Below are 17,676 nucleotides of genomic sequence, written 5' to 3' on the forward strand. Positions count from 1 at the left end.
CGAAGGGGGCAGTGCGCGCGGGCGGGCAGATCGCCGCCCGCGCGAACAGTTCAGTTGCTGGTCAGCCACTCCGACAGCCGCGTCTGCGCCAATTGCGCATCGCTGCCGGGCAGCAGCTCGCGCTGGGGCACCGCCCCGAAATACCTGGCCTCAGGATCGGTGACCACCGTGCGCGCATCCGACCGCGCGCTCAGCACGGTGCGGATCCATTCGTCGAGGGCGATGACCTCCGGGCCGCCGACCTCGATGGTCCCGTTCTTCGGCTCGCCCGCCGCCGTACGTCCGACAGCGGCGGCCACATCGTCCGCGGCCATCGGCTGCATACTGGAACCCGGCAGCCGCACCTGACCGTCAACGGTCGCGGAATCCGCGATGCCACCGGCGAATTCGAAGAACTGTGTGGCGCGCACGATCGAGTACGGCAGACCCGATCCGGCGATCAGTTCCTCCTGCGCCACCTTCGCCCGCAGATACCCGGAATCCGGCAACCGGTCCGAACCCACCACCGACAGTGCGACGTAATGCCCGACACCGGCCGCGGCGGCGGCCTCGAGCAGGTTCGTCGTGGATGTCCGGAAGAACTCCATCACGTCGTCGTCGGCAAACGACGGCGAATTGGAAACATCGATCACCACGTTCGCGTCCTGCAGTACTTCTTTGACTCCCTCACCGGTGAGGGAGTTCACGCCGGTATTGGGTGCGGCCGGAACCGCCTGGTGGCCGTGCTCACCGAGTCGTGCGACGAGCTTGGAACCGATCAGGCCGGTGCCGCCGATGACGACGATCTTCATGCTCATTCCTTTCGTTCGGACATTGCGCGGGGTTCGCGAAACTCCGCTGTACCAAGGACAGGGCAGGCGGTGATTCTGTGACAGTGCTGGTGCCGAGGCCGTTCGACTACGCTCGATCCTGCGGCGCGACGTACTCGAAGGTCGGGCCCGCGGTGGTGCGGCCGTCACCGCTGGGCATCTTCATGAGCGCTTGGGCCTGGGACTTCAACGCGTACATCGTCCCCACCGCATCCCGCATCTGCGATGGGCTGCCGTTGAAGGTCTCCTCCAGTAGATACAACAGCAGGCAGTAGGTGTTGTTGAATTCCACCTGCGCGCGGCGGACCGCGCTGTCTTCCGGATAGTCGGCGGTGCGGGGGTTGGGGCGCATCGGCAGCACTTTGTCGGGGTCGAACAGGATCGGTTCACCAGTGGGCCCGGACTGCGGGGTGTCACCGAGCTGGAACCGCTTACCTTCCTTCAGTTCGAGGAAGCGATAGTAGTGGGCGACCTCGTCGCGATCGGGAAGGAAGACGTCCTTCTCGCCGTCCCACACCTCGGTCCGCGCCGCGCCTTCGCCCTGCTCGACGATCTCGGCCAGCGCCGTCAGCGCCGACTTCAGATCGTGCACCGGAACGACCTGTCCGCCACCGCTGTTGAAGTGCATCTCGTTGAGCTGCCTGCCTGGGTCGCCGCTGAACACGACGTCCTCGCCGAGGGTGTCGACCAGCGTGACGAGACCGAGTTCGACGGCCGCGTAGAACTGCCCGATCGTGTGATAGCCGTCGGATTCGGGCAGCGCGTCCGCCGAGGCGGGCCGTTCGATGTTCAAGAACAATTCGAGAGCTTCGGAACCGAACGGCGCGAGCTGTATCCGTACGGATCGATCGCCGTGCGGCAGCGGATGCGGATACGCGGGCAGCAATTCGGGCGCGTCGAGCTTGGGCTCGCCACCTACCGCGTTGAGTAGATTCGCCGCCAGCGCCAAGTGCAGCATCTCCTCGACGAATACGCTGCTGATGACCTGTGCCGCTTCGGCATTGGCGCCTTGCTCCAGCGAATACAGGGCGCACATGTACGGCGGTATGGTCGCGTGCTCGAGCTCGATCGCCCACTGCAGATGGCGACGCAGATCGTCCATTGTCTCGATGGCGTGACCCGTGCTGATGTCCATAATCGAACCTCGTCTCGACAGGTGTTCATGTGGTGTCGACAACTAGGACAATGCGTCCGGGAGATCTGTGACAAGAACTTGCGACTCGCCGTCGCAACACCGGGCCGAGCTCGCGGGGCTCGAACACGGCGATCGTTTTCGGGTCCGGCGGCGAGAGCAAGCCGCTGAAACACGACCCAACCAAAACGCGGGTAATCGCGGGGCCAGACACAATGAAACAGGTCAGGCCCGGTCTTAGACCGGGCCGGACCTGTAATTTCTGTGGAGCTAAGGGGACTCGAACCCCTGACCCCCACGCAGCGGTTGGTGCTGGAGCTCAGATCGAGTAGCCATCGACTATGACCAGGCGTTTTCCAGTTGCCCATGTTTTGCGTGTCCTGCCGAGGGAACCAGACTTCTCGTCAGGCATTGCCGAGTAGGCCACCACGAGTGGGGCGTGATCGGAGAGCCGCTCAGCGGGTGACGGTTCCTTGTCGACGACGACAGACGTGGCGAGGCGGGCGAGACCGGGCGTCGCGAGTTGGTGGTCCACTCGCCAACCCACATCCTTGGCGAACGATCGACCCGCCCAACTCCACCAGGTGAGTGGACCCGGGCGATCGCCGTGCACCTGTCGCACCACGTCGACGAGCCGACGCGTGCCGAGAATCGAACTGAACCACTCGCGGTCGGCAGGCAGGAATCCGTCCATCGTGCGGGCGGCACGCCAGTTGGTCACATCGTGCCGGGTGTGCGCGATGTTCAGATCCCCGGTGAGGACGAACTCGCGTCCCGCGCTCAGCGCCGCGAGCCGGTTCCGGTGCACTTCGCGGGCGAACGCCGCCAAGAACCTCTGCTTGCGTTCGTACTTGACCCCACCGTCGGGCTGTTCGCGCATAGATCCCGGGCGCTGGAGATGCGAGGGCAGACCACCCTTGGGGAGATAGAGACAGGCCACCGTCACCGGTCGGTCGGCCAGGTCGACCTCGATATAGCGTCCCTGTGCGGCGAACTCACCGAGTCCGCGGGCCCTGGGTGGGTGGCTCACCCACGTCCGCACGGCAGCGGCGGAAACCCTCGTCAGTACTGCCACACCGTTACGACCGGCCACGGAACCCACGTCCACCGCCGCCGCATAGCCCGGGAAGGTGCCCACATCAGATGCGGGACAACGTAACTCCTGCAACGCGACCACATCGACCGACCGCGCCCGCAACCACTGGTCGAATCCACGACGACGTGCCGCGCGGATTCCGTTCACGTTGAATGTGGCGACAGTGAGAGAATCAGCGACCGACGAACCCATGGCAACACTGTGCCGGAGTCCCCCGTCACCCGCTCGGGCAGCTCCGGTACGCGACCTCGGTGGGGCCGGGGAGGTCGGCGAATTGGTTTCCCTCGCGCAAGCCGATGGATGGGACCGTGTGTTCTCGCCTCCCCCAACGGCACATTGCTCGTGTTCGTAAAACGAACGTCTACCGAACAGGCGCCCAAGGGGGCGGGCACCGGCGGCGGACTAGCAGGCGCGGATGCCCGGATCCTGGCTTTCTGATCGATCAGTGGCGACACCGTGACAACTCAGGAGTCGACAGGCCGGTCAACCTCGGTGATCTTGACCTGCTCTGAGGCCCGTCGATAGCCTCGTGAGTGATGTGCCTCACGCAACATGTGCACCGCTACTAGTGGCAGGAGCTGATGACATGTCGAGCTTCAACGGGTGGGACCCGAAGACCGGAAAGTTCGAGATCACCCCTCCTAGTGACGACCTCAACGACGAGAACGACTACGAGGTCGAGGACGACAACAACGAACCCGATCCCATCATCGCGGAGGAGTTGAGGCGCGGGCAGTCTTGATCGGGTAGTGGCGTATCGCGCATCGCTGGTCCACGGATGGCCCTGGGCTGGGTTGGCCTGTACATGAAGGGGGCTGGCTTACCCGCCTGCCCCGTAAAGGGCCTGCCTTTTGTGCGCAGAGGCTCATGGGTCCAGGGTGGCGATAGCCATCACGTAGTGACGCCAAGGGCGCCCTTGACGCGTGAGGGGCGCACAAACACAATGCAAGCCAACCCAGACCAGGGCCACGCGGCCACCGGTCGCGATACCACCGACTCACCGCGGCTTCCCTTGTTCAGCAATTCGCCGGGCAGGGGTGCCGGGCCTGGGGTCGACGACGTTGGCGACCCGCTACCGGCTTCGTTGACGCCGGCCAGGAGGGAAGAAAGGGGCCGGAGCCCCCTTCTCGGTGATAATGACGCCCCGACCTGGGCTGCCGGTCGCGCGTGGGATAACCCCGACTCACCCTCGCTTACCCTGGCTCGGGGCACGAATGGGGCACGCCCGGTTGAGCATCTTCAGGCGAATTGCCCGCGGTCGAAATTCCGCTCATGGCTCCCCTTTATGTCAACCCGTGGATGCGGGTGTGCGTTTATCCTGTCGGGTGGGTTCGGGTTGTGGCTTGTCCGAAGGATCGGTGTTCGGGTTGGAGCCGGTCGCGCTGGAGTTCCCATCCGGCCCGATGGCTCAACTCAGCGATGCGATGGCAGCTTCGACTTCGTCGTACCGGAACCGGCTCTCTTCTTTTTCTTCGGCTTGGATAGAAATCAGCAGTGACCAGGCGTTTTCCAGTTGCCCATGTTTTGCCTGTCCCGCCGGGGGCGCAACCCTCCACCTGCGTTTCCGCAGGTGGAGGGCTAGTTTTGGCGTCGCAGGTTCGACCCCTACTCGATCGGGCAAGCGACCTCGGGTCCGATCCGGTCGGCTCCTGTGGCGTGGGCAAAGGTTGGCGTGGTGGATCAGCCAGCGCAGGGCGCCGGCGATCTGGGCGGGCCAGCACTACCTCGGCATACCAAGGCTGGTTGCCCATGAGATGAAAGCATCTTCTTCGTTCGATCTTGGCGTCAACGGACGCTTACAGTAGTTGAGGATATTCACAGCGGGCCCCAGTGTCGCGCCCAGCATTGCCTTAAAAGCAGCGTTTTGGGACGAGAAGTATTCGTTAAAAATAGCCAGCGTGGTCGTCTCGAAGATTTCGAGATCTATCTCGTACATATCGTTGGCGACGGCCGTTATGCCGGTCGCCATGTTCAAAACCGAGCAAATGTCGGTATGTATACGTACGAACAGTTCCCCCACTCGTAATGCCGGGCTCCATACGGTCTGGTCATCGACATCGAATACGTAGCTCATCATGCCCACTCTACTAGAATCTGGACGCCGGGGTTTTTGGCACGCATGCCCTCAACTGCTGCCTCTACCGCCGCCCGGAACCCTGGATCAGCGTCAGGGGTAGTGAACCGGAGTCCGATGGGGGACTGCTCGTAGCCATCGATGTACTGGCGAGCCTCGAGGTAGGATCCTAGCTTCTTTTCCACCTGTTTTGCAACCCATTTATCGACATCGGCGGCGTTCGTGGCGGATTTCTCCTCCCAGAGGACGCCATCCTTGACCTCGTCGATATCCGTAAGAGTTCTGGAAGTATCATTCGGATCGTCAATCTGCACCTCTCGGTCCCCGTCCTTCACATGATATTTTCCGTCGCTGCCAAGGTGCGGTCGGCGTGGATCAGTGAACGTGACGTCCTTTTTAGGATCTGTTGCATCGACCAATATCGGCAGTTCCACAATGGCCTGCAGCCCGCCCGCCGTCAGGACAGGCGCGGAAAAGGTTAATCCGCCGAGGGAGGTGAGGAATTTGTTGGCAGGACCAGCCAAAGCTCCGGCAGCCTGGTCCAGGAAGTCGATCTCTTCTTGGCGATCGCTGGGTGTCTTTTGCTCATTCGGTTTCTTTTGCTTCGTTGGTGGCTCTTTGACCCGCACCGTCGAAGTCCCGATCTGAATGGCGGTGACGACCACCACCATGGCGAATTGGGTGTTCATGTCCGAGCGCATCGTTGTCAAAGCGACCTTGTGGGCGTCGACTGCGGCCGCGATGTCGCGGGCAGCGGCTTCGATGTCGCCGACGCTGGTAGCCAGCGTACGAAGGTGGCCTACGAGGTTCGGGATGTCTTTCGGGACATTGGATCCGTAGCCACGCTCCAGTCCGGAGGCGACCGTTAACAGTCGTGCTTTGCCGCCATATACAGGGTCCGACTGAGCGAAGGTCTTCCATGCGGTTGCGGCGCTGGCGAGCTTGTCGGTGTCCCCATCAGGGACTTCGCCACCGGAGACAAGTGCGGTTACCTTGTCTTGCAGTTCGGTCCAGTCTGTCTCGAGTCCGCGACTGTAAGTTCCCGATGACGCGACACCGTTAACTATGCCCGGGCCGTAGGGTAGTTCCGAGGGGAAACCGCTAGGCAACGATGGTGGGGCACCCTTGTTGGGGTCGCGGTTGGCTTTGTACTCCGCACACTTCCAGTTGTAGCCAGCCGCAGTCAATACGTTCCCGAAGTTTTGCAGGGCCCGCGCGAAGTTGGTCGCTACCAGCGTCACTGCGGCGGCGCGGTCGTCGTAGGCTTTCGACCATGTCTTGACCGCCTGGTAGCCGCCGGCCATCGCGCTGGTTTCTAAAAGGACGGTTTGCAGTGAGTTGTAGACGGTTTGGAATTTCTCCGACAGGTCGTAGCATTCCTTGGCCGCGCTCTCATAGGACTGCGGGGAGATTGAGCCCACCGAGTTCAGCCACCACTCATTCTCAAATTTATCTCCGCTGCCGCACTGTAGGCGTCGCGGGCGGTGACGGCGGCGTTATACATATCCGTGATTCCTTCAACCACTGCGGCTGCCCCGGTTGCCCATTCTCGGTAGGCGTCTTCCTGGGCGGTGGCAGCGGCTCCCTGCCAGTTTTGTTGGATGGTGGCGATTCGGTGGTCGAGTCCGTCGAGACTTTCGGTGAGAAACCCGATGAATGCATTGGCGCGGGTTACGAGCTGGTCCAACTCATCGATATCGAACGTGAAGTCCCGGAAGTTGTCGGCCGTCACATGTTCATTTCCGGTAGGTCTAGCGAATTAAAACTCGTTGCATTGGAAATATCGCGGCCAGCAATGGTCTTGCTTGCTACGCCAAGGAGTCCACCCATGGCCTCGAGCGCATCCAGTACGGTGGCGGCGCCCTCCTTGGCTACCGCCCAGCCTTCACCGTATGCGTCTGCCGCCGATCCCTTCCAATTGTCGAGGACGCTCGAAACCTCGCGGTCGAGCGAATTCAACCCGTTGATCAAAGAAGTAGCGACTTGCTCGACGTAGACGCCCGCATCGGTCACCTCGTCCGGAACAATCACGAAATCTGTTCCGGGCGAACCCTGCTCGGTTGACACACGACCCCCCTCCTCCAGACATCAGGAAAACCATAGCCACGACCGATCCCGAAACGCAACAGCATCAACTCTTCCGGCAGTCAGTTGGACCTCGTGGTCGCGCGATAGGCAACACAGTGCCGTGCCGGTAGTGCGCGTTGTCCCGCAGCCCGTACTGAAGCGCTCGTCCGATGGCCTGCGCCGCGTTGTCCCTCGACCAGGTAGGTGTAGATGTCGAGGGTGGTTGTGTTGTTCTTGTGTCGCATGCGCCGTGTCACGTCCGCCAAGCTGTAGGCCCCGTCGGCCAACAGCAATCCGTACGGGTGGCGGAGCGAGTGAAAGCCCCTCTGCGGGCGCATCTTCCCGTCGGACCCAACGGCACCAACTTCGCTGGCTTCCCGCCGAGCTCCAAAACCGTAGCGTACGCATCCTGGAAGCGTCCGCGCCGTCCGCCCACCACCAGGCCCAGTCAGCGCCAATGAGAGCTTCGGCTCGCTGGGTAAACGGAATGACGGTGACTGCCCTGCAGGTGTGGGCTGTCACGATCTCGGTGATCGCCGGGCGCGCTCCACGTGCCCGTCCGCTCGCATGCAGCCATGTGCCGAACGGCTTGGATACGAGCCCATCTGAACGCATTCTCGACCGCCGCCATGGTCTCATCCTCCTACGCGAAACGGACAAGAGTGCACTGCCCCCGCCCGCCTGCAACCGTTGATAGTCGCACCGCGCCCGCGCGCTGCAACCCACACCCTGGGACCATTCACCTGTCCGCGACCACGCGGCAGCACGTAGACGTAGACACCGCGACACACTCAGATCCGGTACGCCCCCATGATGACCAGGCGTTTTCCAGTTGCCCAAGTTTTGTGTGTCCTGCCGAGGGTGCGAACCTGCGACCGCCCCTTCGAGGCAGGCGATGGATCCAGAATCTCTAGCGCTCATTCATTCTTCAGGTTGAACGCTCGTATACGGCAATCCCCCTATCCCGGTAACGGGCTACCAGCTCCCGTCGCCGGTGTTTCTACGATTTTTCTACGATTTTCAGATGGGTTTGCACAGGAGCTTCCGGGAAGCGATGGGTAGCTTCGGGGCTACCAAGTAGTCATCTACCTGAGAAAACAGGGAAATCATGGGACCAGTCGGGGACCTTCGGGAACCTGCGGAAACGCTGTGCCGAATTCATGACCTGTCAAGCCGATACATATCGGCCGCCATAGCGCGGCCAACGGCTCCGGCGCGAGCACTCCGCCCGCCGTCCGCGCCAGCCGACCCCAACTGACCGACACCGACCCGATGGCACGGTGACCTACGGCGTCAGCCCCTTTCGCTACGTCTGGCCCGCGGAGTGCGATCTGATGGCTCAGTTGGCCGGGTTGTCGCTGGGGCGGCGCACCGTGGACTGGCTCGGTACTCCGTTCACCGACGACAGCGAGAACCATGTGTCGGTCTGGCGTAGGCCGCCGGACCGACCCATCGGCTAGCCCTGCGCTTCGGGTTTCGATATCGCCGTCGAGCTGACGTCGGGGGCGATGCGGCGCGAGAATCCGGTCAGTACCTGGCCCGGGCCGAGTTCGACCAGTTCGTCGTAGCCGTCGGTGGCGGCCCGTTGGACGGTCTCCACCCAGCGGACTGGGGCCAGCAGTTGGCCGCGAAGAAGGGCGCGGATTTCGGTGGGGTTCGTGACGTAGTCGGCCGTGACCGCGCTGAGCACCGGAACGACCGGGGGCCGGAGGGTGTAGCGGTCGAGTTCGGCGCCGAATTCGGCGGCGATGTCGGCCATCAGGGGCGAATGGAACGCTCCGGCGACTTTGAGCCGCACCACTTTCGCCGCGCCGGCGGACCGGGCCAGGTCCTCGAGGTCGGCTACGGCGGTGGCGGCGCCGGAGACCACGGTCTGGGTCGGCTGGTTGTAGTTGGCCACGCCGACAACGCCCGAGGTGACGCGGGCACACAGCGCGTCGACCTGCTCGGCGGGTAGGCCGATGACGGCGCTCATCGCGCCGTCGTAGCGGCGGGAGACCTCGGCCATGAGCTCGCCGCGGCGGCGTACCAGTTGCAGGAGGGTGTCCTCGTCGAGCACTCCGGCGACGGCCAGGGCGGTGAACTCCCCCAGGCTGTGACCGGCGACCGCTGCGGGCGGCTGTCCGCGCTGTGTGCGGACCGCGCTGAGGGCCAGGCTGGTGGCGACGATCGCGGGCTGGGCCACGTCGGTAGCCCGCAATTGTTCGGCGGTGCCGTCGACGCACAGCTGGGTCAGCGGGATACCGAGAACGTCGTCGGCGCGGCGGAAGACCTCCTCGGCCACCGGGTAGTCGGTGATCCACGCGGCCATGCCGGGCCGCTGAGAACCCTGCCCGGGGAACAGTGCCAGGGTCTTTGGGCCCGTTGCCAGCTGGTCGGGCTGTTCTCGGATGAAGACATCGACGGTCATGAGCGGGACCTCCTCGAGGTGAGTGTGTTTGTCACGGCACGGCTTTCGCCGGTGCGGATGTTGCGGATGCGCGCAGTTCGCTGCTCGCGGCGAGGACCGCGAGCAGCCCGGCGACCGCGATCAACGCCGCCGCGGGACGGTAGGCATCGAAGGCCGCCGCCGCCCCGACCGCGATCGGCAGCACGAAGGCCGCCCCGAACTGGACACCGGTTTGATACAGCGGCACCGCGATCGGGCGGAGTTCGGCGGGCACGGTCGCGGTCGACTGCATGTTCAGCGCGGCGAAGGACAGGACGAATCCGGCTTCGATCAGCAGCAGCACCGGTAGCGCGTCGGTCGCGTAGTCGTGGATCTCGGGTCGGGCGAACAGCAGCAGATGCCCGGACAGTGTCGCCACCGCACCGGCAAGGATCAGCCGCGCGGTGCCGTATCGCTGCACGAAGCGTCCCGCGAACGGAACCGACAGTGCCAGCGGCAGACTCGCGGGCAGCAGACCGACGGCGATCTGCCACGGCGCCCAACCGAGCGACTCGTGCAGTTGCACCGCGATCACCACCAGCAGTGCGAGGTAGCCGCCGTTGAGGGCTCCCGCGCCGAGGGCGGATCGTGCCAGCGAACCATTGCGCAACAACGGTTTCGACAGCCGCGGCGGTGTGGCGACCGGCGGGTCGGGGATCACCCGCCACGCGGCGACGAGCAGGGCGAGCGCGATCGGGGCGGGGAACACGAACAGCAGGTGCCAGTTCAGCGCGGTGAGCCAACCCGACAGAAGTAGGCCGGCGGTGAATCCGGCCGCGCCGAAGACCGCGTACACCGAGATCGCGCGGCGCTGCTGGACACCGGCCGGGAACTCCGCGGCGATCACCGCCAGCCCGGCGGGTGCGGTCAGCGCGGCGGCGGCGCCCTTCACCACGCGGGTGGCGACGAGCAGGGCCAGGTCGTCGGTGAGCCCGCCGATCACCGAGGCGACAGCGAACGTCGCCATGGCGACGAGATAGACCTGCCTGCGCCCGAACCGGGCGGCCAGCGCGGGCCCGGCGAGGAGCAGCGCGGCGAACCCCGCCGCGAAACCGCTGAGCAGCCATTGGGTTTGCCCGATCGACCGGTTCAGTTCGGTGGTGAGCACGCCCAGCGCCGGCACCAGGATGGATCCCTCGATGGCGTCGAGAATCATATTTCCCGACAGCACCAGCAGCAGAACCCAGCGGCGCCGATCCCAGGTCGGCGCCGCCGGCCGCGTGTCAGCCATGGCCGTTGCGCGCCGAGCTCGCGCCGCCGGTGGCGAGCTGGAACTGCTTGTCCAGCAAGGGCGGCAGCTGCTCACTCACCAGCTCGATATGGCGGGTGACCAGGTCATCGGGCATGCCGGCGATGCTGGCCCAGAAGATCAGGTGCCGCACCGGCAGACCGGCCACCCGTTCGTGGATCCGCGCCGCCGCCTGTTCGGGGGTGAGGATCTCGAGCAGCCCGAAGGAGCCGTCGTCGGGACGTTGGCGCAGCTGGTCGAGTTCGAGGACGGGCGGCGGTGGCGCGTCGGTGCCCTGTACCGACAGTTGACGATAGGAGTTCATCTGGTGCGCGAGGTGTGGGGCCACCCGCGCCCATGCGGCCTCGGGATCGTCGGCCAGCAGGATCGGCAGCAGATCCGAGACCCGCGCGGACTCGGGATCGTGTCCCCCCTCGATGAGGCCCTCGCGGTACAGCGGGAACAGCTGGTGCGAGATGTGCAGGAACCCGATGCCCAGGCGCCCGGCCAGACGGGCGCCGCGCGGACCGTAGAACCCACCCCACAGCGGCACGGGATCCTGGATCGGCGCCGGGGTGATCCCGCCGGTGGCCCACAGCCGCTGGATCTCGGCGATGTTGTCGCCGGTGCGAGCGAACCGGCGGCTGAAATCGGTGTCGAAGAGCTGGTATTCGGGCAGGCGGTAGCCGGCGCCGAGACCGAGTTCGAGGCGGCCGCCGCTGATCAGGTCGACCAGTGCGGCTTCCTCGGCGAGCTGGGCCGGTTTGTGCAACGCGGGCAGGACGACGGCGGTGCCGATGCGTACCCGCTTGGTCCGCGCCGCCGCCGCGGCGGCGAAGGTGAGCGGCTGGGGCAGATACCCGTCCTCGAACAGATGGTGCTCGGTGAACCAGACTCCGCCGGCACCGCGCTGGTCGGCCTCCTCACAGAACTCGAGAGTGCGGGCGTAGTGGTCGGCCCACGGCCGCTGCCACTGTGCGGGGTTGCGCAGGTCGAAGAGCAGTCCGACGTCCATGGTGGCTCCGTTCGTCAGCGGGTGGATCCGGTCCACGCGCGGGGGTCGGTGAAGGCTGGTCGGCGTTCCAGACGTCGCCAGCGAGCGACGGGCCTGGTCGGGGTCGGCGCCGCGGCGGCGGCCCGGCGCCGGGCGAGCAGCAGCACGAGCAGCGCGCCGAGTTCGTCCGGGTCGGCGCTGCCCTTCTCGACGCGAAGGAAGGGCACCGGGTCCTCGGCGCTCATTGCGGTGGGTTCCCGTGCTTGCGGCGGGGCAGATCGGTGTCCTTGCCCGCCAGCATGGTGAAGGCGCGGATCAGCACGCCACGGGTGTCGCGCGGGTCGATCACGTCGTCGATGAGTCCGCGCTCGGCCGCGTAGTAGGGGTGCACGAGTTCCTCGCGGTACTCGGCGATCTTGCGGTCCCTGGTGGCCGCGGGATTCTCCGACGCGGCGATCTCGCGCCGGAACACCACGTCGGCGGCGGCCTCGGCGCCCATGACGGCGATCTCGTTGGTCGGCCAGGCCAGCGCGAGGTCGGTGCCGATCGAGAGCGAGTCCATCACGATGTAGGCGCCACCGTAGGACTTGCGCAGTACCAACGAGATTCGCGGCACCGTCGCGTTGCAGTAGGCGTAGAGCAGTTTCGCGCCGCGCCGGATGATGCCCGCGTGTTCCTGTCCTACGCCGGGCAGGAACCCCGGCACATCGACCAGGGTCAGCAACGGAATATTGAACGCGTCGCAGAACTGGACGAACCGCGCGCCCTTCTCACTCGCGTCTATGTCGAGTACTCCGGCCAGACTCATCGGCTGGCTGGCCACCACTCCGACCACGTGGCCGTCGAGCCGGGCCAGCGCGCACACCAGGTTCGTCGCCCAGGTGGCCTGTACTTCGAAATAGTCGCCGTCGTCGACGATTTCGGACAGTACCTCGCGAATGTCGTAGGGGCGGTTGCCGTCCAGCGGCACCAGGTCGGTCAGTGCCGTGGTCTGCCGGTCGGCGGGGTCGGCGGTGAACGCCACCGGCGGCAGCTCCCGATTATTGGCAGGCAGCATCGACAGCAGCGCGCGGACATCGGACAAGCACGACTGCTCGTCGTCGTAGACGAAATGCGCCACCCCCGAGACCGAGGCGTGGATGTCGGCGCCGCCGAGTTCGTCGTGGGTCACCTGCTCGCCGGTCACGGTGCGCACCACATCGGGGCCGGTGATGAACATCTGCGCGATGTCGCGCACCACGAAGACGAAGTCGGTGAGCGCCGGCGAGTACGCGGCCCCGCCCGCGCATGGCCCGAGCATGACGCTGATCTGCGGGATGACTCCCGAGGCCCTGGTGTTGCGGCGGAAGATCCCGCCGTAGCCCGCCAGCGCCGTCACGCCCTCCTGGATGCGCGCGCCCGCACCGTCGTTGAGCGAGACCAGCGGAGCGCCCGCCGTGACGGCCATGTCCATGATCTTGTGGATCTTCTGGGCGTGTGCCTCGCCGAGTGCGCCGCCGAAGATCCGGAAGTCGCTGGCGTAGACGAAGACCGTGCGCGTGTCCACGGTTCCCCACCCGGTGATCACGCCGTCGGTGTGGGGTCTGCGCGCCTCCAGTCCGAAGCCGGTGGCCCGGTGTCGGCGCAGCGGCTCCACCTCGACGAACGAACCGGGGTCGAGGAGCAGGTCGATGCGTTCGCGGGCGGTGAGTTTGCCCTTGGCGTGCTGGCGTTCGGTGGCGGCCGGGTCGGGGCCCAGACGTGCGGCGCGTTTGAGCGCGTCGAGTTCGTCGAGCCGTTGGGTGTACCCGGTGGGTTCTTGCACTGTCGTCATCGGATCTCCTGATGTGGTCGGCGGCGGCCGTGCTGTCAGCCGAGTAGCGTTCCGCCGGTGGCGTCGATGAACGCGCCGGTGATCCAGCGGGCTTCGTCGGTGGCGAGGAAGGTGACGACATCGGCGACGTCGACCGCCTCGCCGACCCGCTTGAACGCCGAGAACTGCGCCATCTGCTCGACCGCCTCCGGGATGTCGAACACGGCGCTGCCGTTGTTGGTGATACCGGGCGCGACGCTGTTGACGGTGATCCCGCGCGGTGCAAGGTGCCGGGCGAAATGCAGCGTGATCTGTTCCACCGCGCCCTTGGTCATCGAGTACGCCACCTGGTCGGGGCTGGCGAATCGGGTGAGTCCGGAGGAGATGTTGATGATGCGCCCGCCTTCGGGCAGCAGGCCGAGAGCGCGCTGCACGATGAAGAACGGCGCGCGGACATTGACCGCGAACAGCCGGTCGAAGTCCTCGGGTGTCACGTCCTCGGGGGCGACGCCGGCCGGGGTGGTGACACCGGCGTTGTTGACCAGGATGTCGAGCGTGGTCTCCCCCGTCCGTTCCTTGAGTCCCTGTTCGAGGCCGAGGAACAGTTCGTGCACGCCGCCTGTCGTGCCGAGCTCGGCCCGCACGGGAAACGCACGGCCGCCGTCGTTCTCGATGACCTCGACGGTCTCGCGGGCGGCGGCCTCGTTGTCCGCGTAGTGCACGGCCACGAGCGCGCCCTTGGCGGCGAGCTGGCGGGCGGTCGCGCGGCCGATGCCGCGGCTGGATCCGGTGACCAGGGCGGTCTTGTTCGTCAGGCTCATCGGTGTCTCCTTGGAATCGGGTGGTGCGGGCGCCGGGTCGCCGGGACCGGGCAGGCCGCTGATCATGCGGGCGAGATGGGATCGGACATCGTCGAGGCGCAAGAGCTCGGCGAACAGCTGCCGGGCGGGTTCGACCTCCGGTCCGCCCAGCAGCAGCAGGGTTTGGGCGCGGATGTTGGTCAGGGTGCGGGCACCGACGGCGTGGCGGGTGCGGTGATAGTCGTCGAGTTCGGCCTCACCACCGGTGCCGGTGACAGCGGCGATCACGCGGCCGGACAGGTCGGCCGCGTCCTGCAAGCCGAGGTTGAGGGCTTGGCCGCCCACCGGCATCTGCCGATGGGCCGCGTCACCGGCGAGCAGGACCCGGCCGCGCCGATATCGGGTGACCTGCTGGCTGGTGTCGTCGAACGCGTTACGCCACAACGGTGTTCCGTGCTCGATCGACTCGCCGGTCACCTGTTCCCAGGCGTCGGCGATCTCGGCGAACTCCGGTTCCCCGCCCCCGGCGCGGGGTGCGGCGCCGTAGACGTGCACCATCACCCTGGTGCTGCCGTCGGGCCAGCGCGAGGACACCGCCAGCCCGTGCGGGAGTCGTTCGAAACGACGGGCCGGGATATCGATTCCGGCCACGTCGGCTCGCAGCATCTCCCGCCCGGCCTCGAGACCCGCCAGCTCGAGGCCGGCCAGCTCGCGCACGGTGCTGCGTTCCCCATCGCAACCGACGAGGTAGACGCCCCGGTGGGTGTGCCGTTCGCCGTCCGGGGTGACGGTGTCGATCAGCACACCGCCCGCCTGCGCGGTCAGGGTGGTGACTCGGTGCCCACGCCGGAGCACCGCGCCCGCCTCGAGCGCTCGTTCCTGTAGCACCGCTTCCAGCCGGACCTGCGGGCACTTCCACTGGCCCGAGAACCGGTGGGCCGGATCGGCTTCGGTCAGATCCAGGCGCAGTCCGCCGAAGTGTCCCGGTCCGCCGTCGGGCAGCGGCCCGAGCCGATCGAGCACGCCCCGCTCGGCGAGCACGTCCATGGTGCGGGAGTGCAGGGTGGAGGCCCGCGATTCGGTGGTGGGGGTGATCCGCTGTTCCACCACCGTGACGCGGACGCCCGCGCCGGCCAGATCGCCCGCGAGCAGCAACCCGACCGGCCCCGCGCCGACGATCAGGACGTCGGTGTCATCGACGGGCTTCGGCATAGTTCTTGGCGTGGTTCAGCGTGGCCCGGCTGTTGCCCCCGAGTGCCTCGCGCAGGAAGGTCCGCGCCTCGGGCACCCCGGCGTCGGGGCCGAGGATCTCGGTGATCCGTGTCGCCTCGATGATCACCGTGTGCTGCGAGGACGCAGTGGTCGTGCCGTCGGAGTTGGTCCGGAACTCCCAGAAGCCGGTGTGCAGGGCCATCAGGGCGGGCAGGGTGGTCTGCTTGTAGGCGATCCGGTGCTGCGGGAAGCAGACCCGAACCGATTCGGTGGTGTGGCTCGATCCGTCCTTGGTCAGGGTGTCCATCCGCAGTACCTGCACACCGGGGGTGTTCTCGGTCAGCTGCACCGAGGCCACGTGCGGCAGCCGCTCGGTCCACAGGTTCGCCTCGTTGACGAAGTCGTAGACATCGCTTGCCGCACCGGCGATCTCGACCGAGTCGACGAACGACAGGGTCAGGTCGGCGGTGCGCACCGCCGACTCCACCGCGGCCTTGAGGCCGGGCAGTTCGGCGCGGCTGTTGTCGTCGACCGCCTTCTCGATCCACGCCAGCCCATCAGGATCGTCGTCGACGGCCCGGTAGGAGTGCAGCAGCCGCAGCTCGGTGCCGTCCTCGCGCGGTTCGATGATCCAGGTGCCGCTCATCTGGGCCACCGGAGGCGCGGATACCTCCTGCCAGAAGGTGATCCGCAGTTGCTCGGGATCGAGCACGCGGCGCGAGATCCAGGTCTTGGGTTCGCCGTTGGCGGTGGCCCAGATCTGGATGCGTTCCTCGTTGCCCTGGTGTTCGAGCCGGGTCACGTACACCGAAGGCGGGAACAGCCGCGGCCAGTTCTCGACCTCGGCCAAGAGCCGGTACACCTCGGTCGGCGGGGCCGCCACAGTGATCGTGTGCTCGACCTCGCGGGTGGTCTGCGTCGTCATGGAAGTCTCCTGGTGCTCGTCGGCCGGAATCAGAAGTTGCCGAGTCCGCCGCAGACGTTGAGCGCCTGCGCGGTGATGGAGGCGGCCAGATCGGACGCCAGGTAGCCGACCAGGCCGGCCACCTCTTCGGGGGTGGAGTAGCGGCCGAGCGGGATCTTGGCCTGGAACTTGGTGAGGATGGCGTCCTCGGTGGTGTCGTAGGCAGCGGCGTAGCCGGACCGAACCCGTTGCGCCATCGGTGTTTCCACGTAACCGGGGCACACGGCGTTGACCGTGATCCCGGTCGGGGCCAGCTCGTTGCCGAGTGCCTTGGTGAACCCGACGACGCCGTGCTTGGACGCCGAGTACGGTGCCCCGAGCACCACGCCCTGCTTGCCCGCCGTGGAGGCGATGTTGATGATGCGGCCGCGCTGTTTGTCCCGCATGCCGCCGGTGGTGAGTACCTCGCGGCTGGCCAGGAACACGCTGTTGAGGTTGGTCGCGATCACGTCGGACCACAGTTCCTCGGTGAGGTCGGCGGTGACGCCGCCGCCGGAGCGGCCCGCGTTGTTGACCAGCACGTCCACCGGGCCGTACCGGTCGACCGCGGCCCGCACGAACGCCGAGATGTCTTCGGCGGCACGGACATCGGCGGTGGTGCCGTCCACATCGAAGCCCTCGCCCCGCAATTGTGCGACGGTGTCGGCGACGGCTTCCTTGTTGCGTGCGCACAGGAACACCCGGTGTCCCTGCCCGGCCAGCTGACGGGCCGAGGCCAGTCCGATGCCGCTGGTGGCGCCGGTGACCAGGGCTACCTTGTCGTCGTTGGTCATGTCTGTTCTCCTGTCGGGCAGTCGGTTTCGCGCTCAGCTGGGCTGTGGCGCTTCGAGCAGCTGTTCGTTGACCAGGTCGACCAGCGCGCGTGGCGTGGTCACGGCGACGACGGCGTCGTCATCGAGGGTGACGCCGAATTCGCGCTTGATCCGGCCGGTGGTCTCGAGCAGAGCCAGCGACTCGTAGCCGAGGTCTTCGAACTCGATGTCGGCGAATTCGCCGTCGAGGCCGGGGCTGTCGCCGCTGCCTTCTCGCAGGATGCGGCGCAGATCGTCGAGTGTGAACGATGTCGACACGGGCTTTCCT

18 protein-coding genes are annotated in these 17,676 nt (G+C 66.2%); 2 read left to right on the forward strand and 16 right to left on the reverse strand.

The genetic code is table 11. The annotated features are described in order from the left end of the window. Window positions 1-50 precede the first annotated feature (50 nt). The 3 genes from ACFTS5_RS10105 to ACFTS5_RS10115 form a co-directional block, all read right to left on the reverse strand. On the reverse strand, window positions 51-791 hold the full coding sequence (locus ACFTS5_RS10105) for an SDR family oxidoreductase (RefSeq protein ID WP_378629474.1): 741 nt from the start codon (window positions 789-791) through the stop codon (window positions 51-53). 106 nt (window positions 792-897) lie between these two features. Then, complete coding sequence (locus ACFTS5_RS10110) at window positions 898-1,944, reverse strand: ferritin-like protein (RefSeq protein ID WP_378629476.1); 1,047 nt, start codon at window positions 1,942-1,944, stop codon at window positions 898-900. Window positions 1,945-2,260: 316 nt separating this feature from the next. Further along, window positions 2,261-3,229: an exodeoxyribonuclease III gene (locus ACFTS5_RS10115; RefSeq protein ID WP_378629477.1), complete on the reverse strand. Its 969-nt coding sequence runs from the start codon at window positions 3,227-3,229 to the stop codon at window positions 2,261-2,263. 394 nt (window positions 3,230-3,623) lie between these two features. On the opposite strand from ACFTS5_RS10115, the gene ACFTS5_RS10120 reads away from it, so the two are divergent. Further along, entirely contained in the window at window positions 3,624-3,779 is a 156-nt protein-coding gene (locus tag ACFTS5_RS10120; RefSeq protein WP_378629479.1) for a hypothetical protein, read from the forward strand. 978 nt (window positions 3,780-4,757) lie between these two features. Here ACFTS5_RS10120 and ACFTS5_RS10125 read toward each other — a convergent pair. From ACFTS5_RS10125 to ACFTS5_RS10140, 4 genes are read right to left on the reverse strand one after another with little or no spacing between them, the layout of a single operon-like run. Beyond that, a complete protein-coding gene (locus ACFTS5_RS10125; RefSeq protein WP_378629480.1) occupies window positions 4,758-5,111 on the reverse strand; it encodes a DUF6086 family protein in 354 nt (117 codons plus the stop codon). Then, window positions 5,111-6,532, reverse strand: coding sequence for a hypothetical protein (locus ACFTS5_RS10130; protein ID WP_378629483.1), 1,422 nt, complete (start codon window positions 6,530-6,532; stop codon window positions 5,111-5,113). Before ACFTS5_RS10130 ends, ACFTS5_RS10125 begins: the two co-directional genes overlap by 1 nt. A 5-nt stretch (window positions 6,533-6,537) precedes the next feature. Beyond that, window positions 6,538-6,843, reverse strand: coding sequence for a WXG100 family type VII secretion target (locus ACFTS5_RS10135; protein ID WP_378629485.1), 306 nt, complete (start codon window positions 6,841-6,843; stop codon window positions 6,538-6,540). After that, on the reverse strand, window positions 6,840-7,178 hold the full coding sequence (locus ACFTS5_RS10140) for a WXG100 family type VII secretion target (RefSeq protein WP_378629488.1): 339 nt from the start codon (window positions 7,176-7,178) through the stop codon (window positions 6,840-6,842). The genes ACFTS5_RS10135 and ACFTS5_RS10140 overlap by 4 nt, the downstream gene beginning before the upstream one ends. A gap of 1,334 nt (window positions 7,179-8,512) precedes the next feature. Between ACFTS5_RS10140 and ACFTS5_RS10145 the strand changes: the two genes are divergently transcribed. Then, window positions 8,513-8,638 (forward strand): hypothetical protein, encoded by a 126-nt coding sequence (locus ACFTS5_RS10145; protein ID WP_378629491.1) that lies wholly within the window; start codon window positions 8,513-8,515, stop codon window positions 8,636-8,638. Here ACFTS5_RS10145 and fabD read toward each other — a convergent pair. Genes fabD through ACFTS5_RS10190 form a run of 9 tightly spaced genes read right to left on the reverse strand, consistent with a single transcriptional unit; the run spans window position 8,635 to window position 17,666 of the window. Continuing rightward, a complete protein-coding gene (gene fabD / locus ACFTS5_RS10150; RefSeq protein ID WP_378629492.1) occupies window positions 8,635-9,588 on the reverse strand; it encodes an ACP S-malonyltransferase in 954 nt (317 codons plus the stop codon). The genes ACFTS5_RS10145 and fabD overlap by 4 nt on opposite strands. Window positions 9,589-9,619: 31 nt before the next feature. Further along, window positions 9,620-10,837 (reverse strand): MFS transporter, encoded by a 1,218-nt coding sequence (locus tag ACFTS5_RS10155; RefSeq protein WP_378629495.1) that lies wholly within the window; start codon window positions 10,835-10,837, stop codon window positions 9,620-9,622. Continuing rightward, window positions 10,830-11,849: an LLM class flavin-dependent oxidoreductase gene (locus ACFTS5_RS10160; RefSeq protein WP_378629498.1), complete on the reverse strand. Its 1,020-nt coding sequence runs from the start codon at window positions 11,847-11,849 to the stop codon at window positions 10,830-10,832. The genes ACFTS5_RS10155 and ACFTS5_RS10160 overlap by 8 nt, the downstream gene beginning before the upstream one ends. 14 nt (window positions 11,850-11,863) lie before the next feature. Next, on the reverse strand, window positions 11,864-12,073 hold the full coding sequence (locus ACFTS5_RS10165) for an acyl-CoA carboxylase epsilon subunit (protein ID WP_328662528.1): 210 nt from the start codon (window positions 12,071-12,073) through the stop codon (window positions 11,864-11,866). Then, window positions 12,070-13,641: an acyl-CoA carboxylase subunit beta gene (locus ACFTS5_RS10170; protein ID WP_378629500.1), complete on the reverse strand. Its 1,572-nt coding sequence runs from the start codon at window positions 13,639-13,641 to the stop codon at window positions 12,070-12,072. The genes ACFTS5_RS10165 and ACFTS5_RS10170 overlap by 4 nt, the downstream gene beginning before the upstream one ends. 35 nt (window positions 13,642-13,676) lie before the next feature. Further along, the gene (locus ACFTS5_RS10175) at window positions 13,677-15,632 is read right to left on the reverse strand and encodes an SDR family oxidoreductase (protein ID WP_378629501.1); all 1,956 of its coding nucleotides are present in this window, start codon (window positions 15,630-15,632) and stop codon (window positions 13,677-13,679) included. After that, window positions 15,613-16,557: an aromatase/cyclase gene (locus tag ACFTS5_RS10180; protein WP_378629503.1), complete on the reverse strand. Its 945-nt coding sequence runs from the start codon at window positions 16,555-16,557 to the stop codon at window positions 15,613-15,615. The genes ACFTS5_RS10175 and ACFTS5_RS10180 overlap by 20 nt, the downstream gene beginning before the upstream one ends. 29 nt (window positions 16,558-16,586) lie before the next feature. Further along, on the reverse strand, window positions 16,587-17,369 hold the full coding sequence (gene fabG / locus ACFTS5_RS10185; protein WP_378629504.1) for a 3-oxoacyl-ACP reductase FabG: 783 nt from the start codon (window positions 17,367-17,369) through the stop codon (window positions 16,587-16,589). Window positions 17,370-17,402: 33 nt separating this feature from the next. Beyond that, window positions 17,403-17,666 (reverse strand): acyl carrier protein, encoded by a 264-nt coding sequence (locus tag ACFTS5_RS10190; protein WP_056819520.1) that lies wholly within the window; start codon window positions 17,664-17,666, stop codon window positions 17,403-17,405. Window positions 17,667-17,676 lie beyond the last annotated feature (10 nt).

The sequence above is a fragment of the Nocardia sp. NPDC056952 genome, assembly GCF_042674185.1.
GTDB lineage: Bacteria > Actinomycetota > Actinomycetes > Mycobacteriales > Mycobacteriaceae > Nocardia.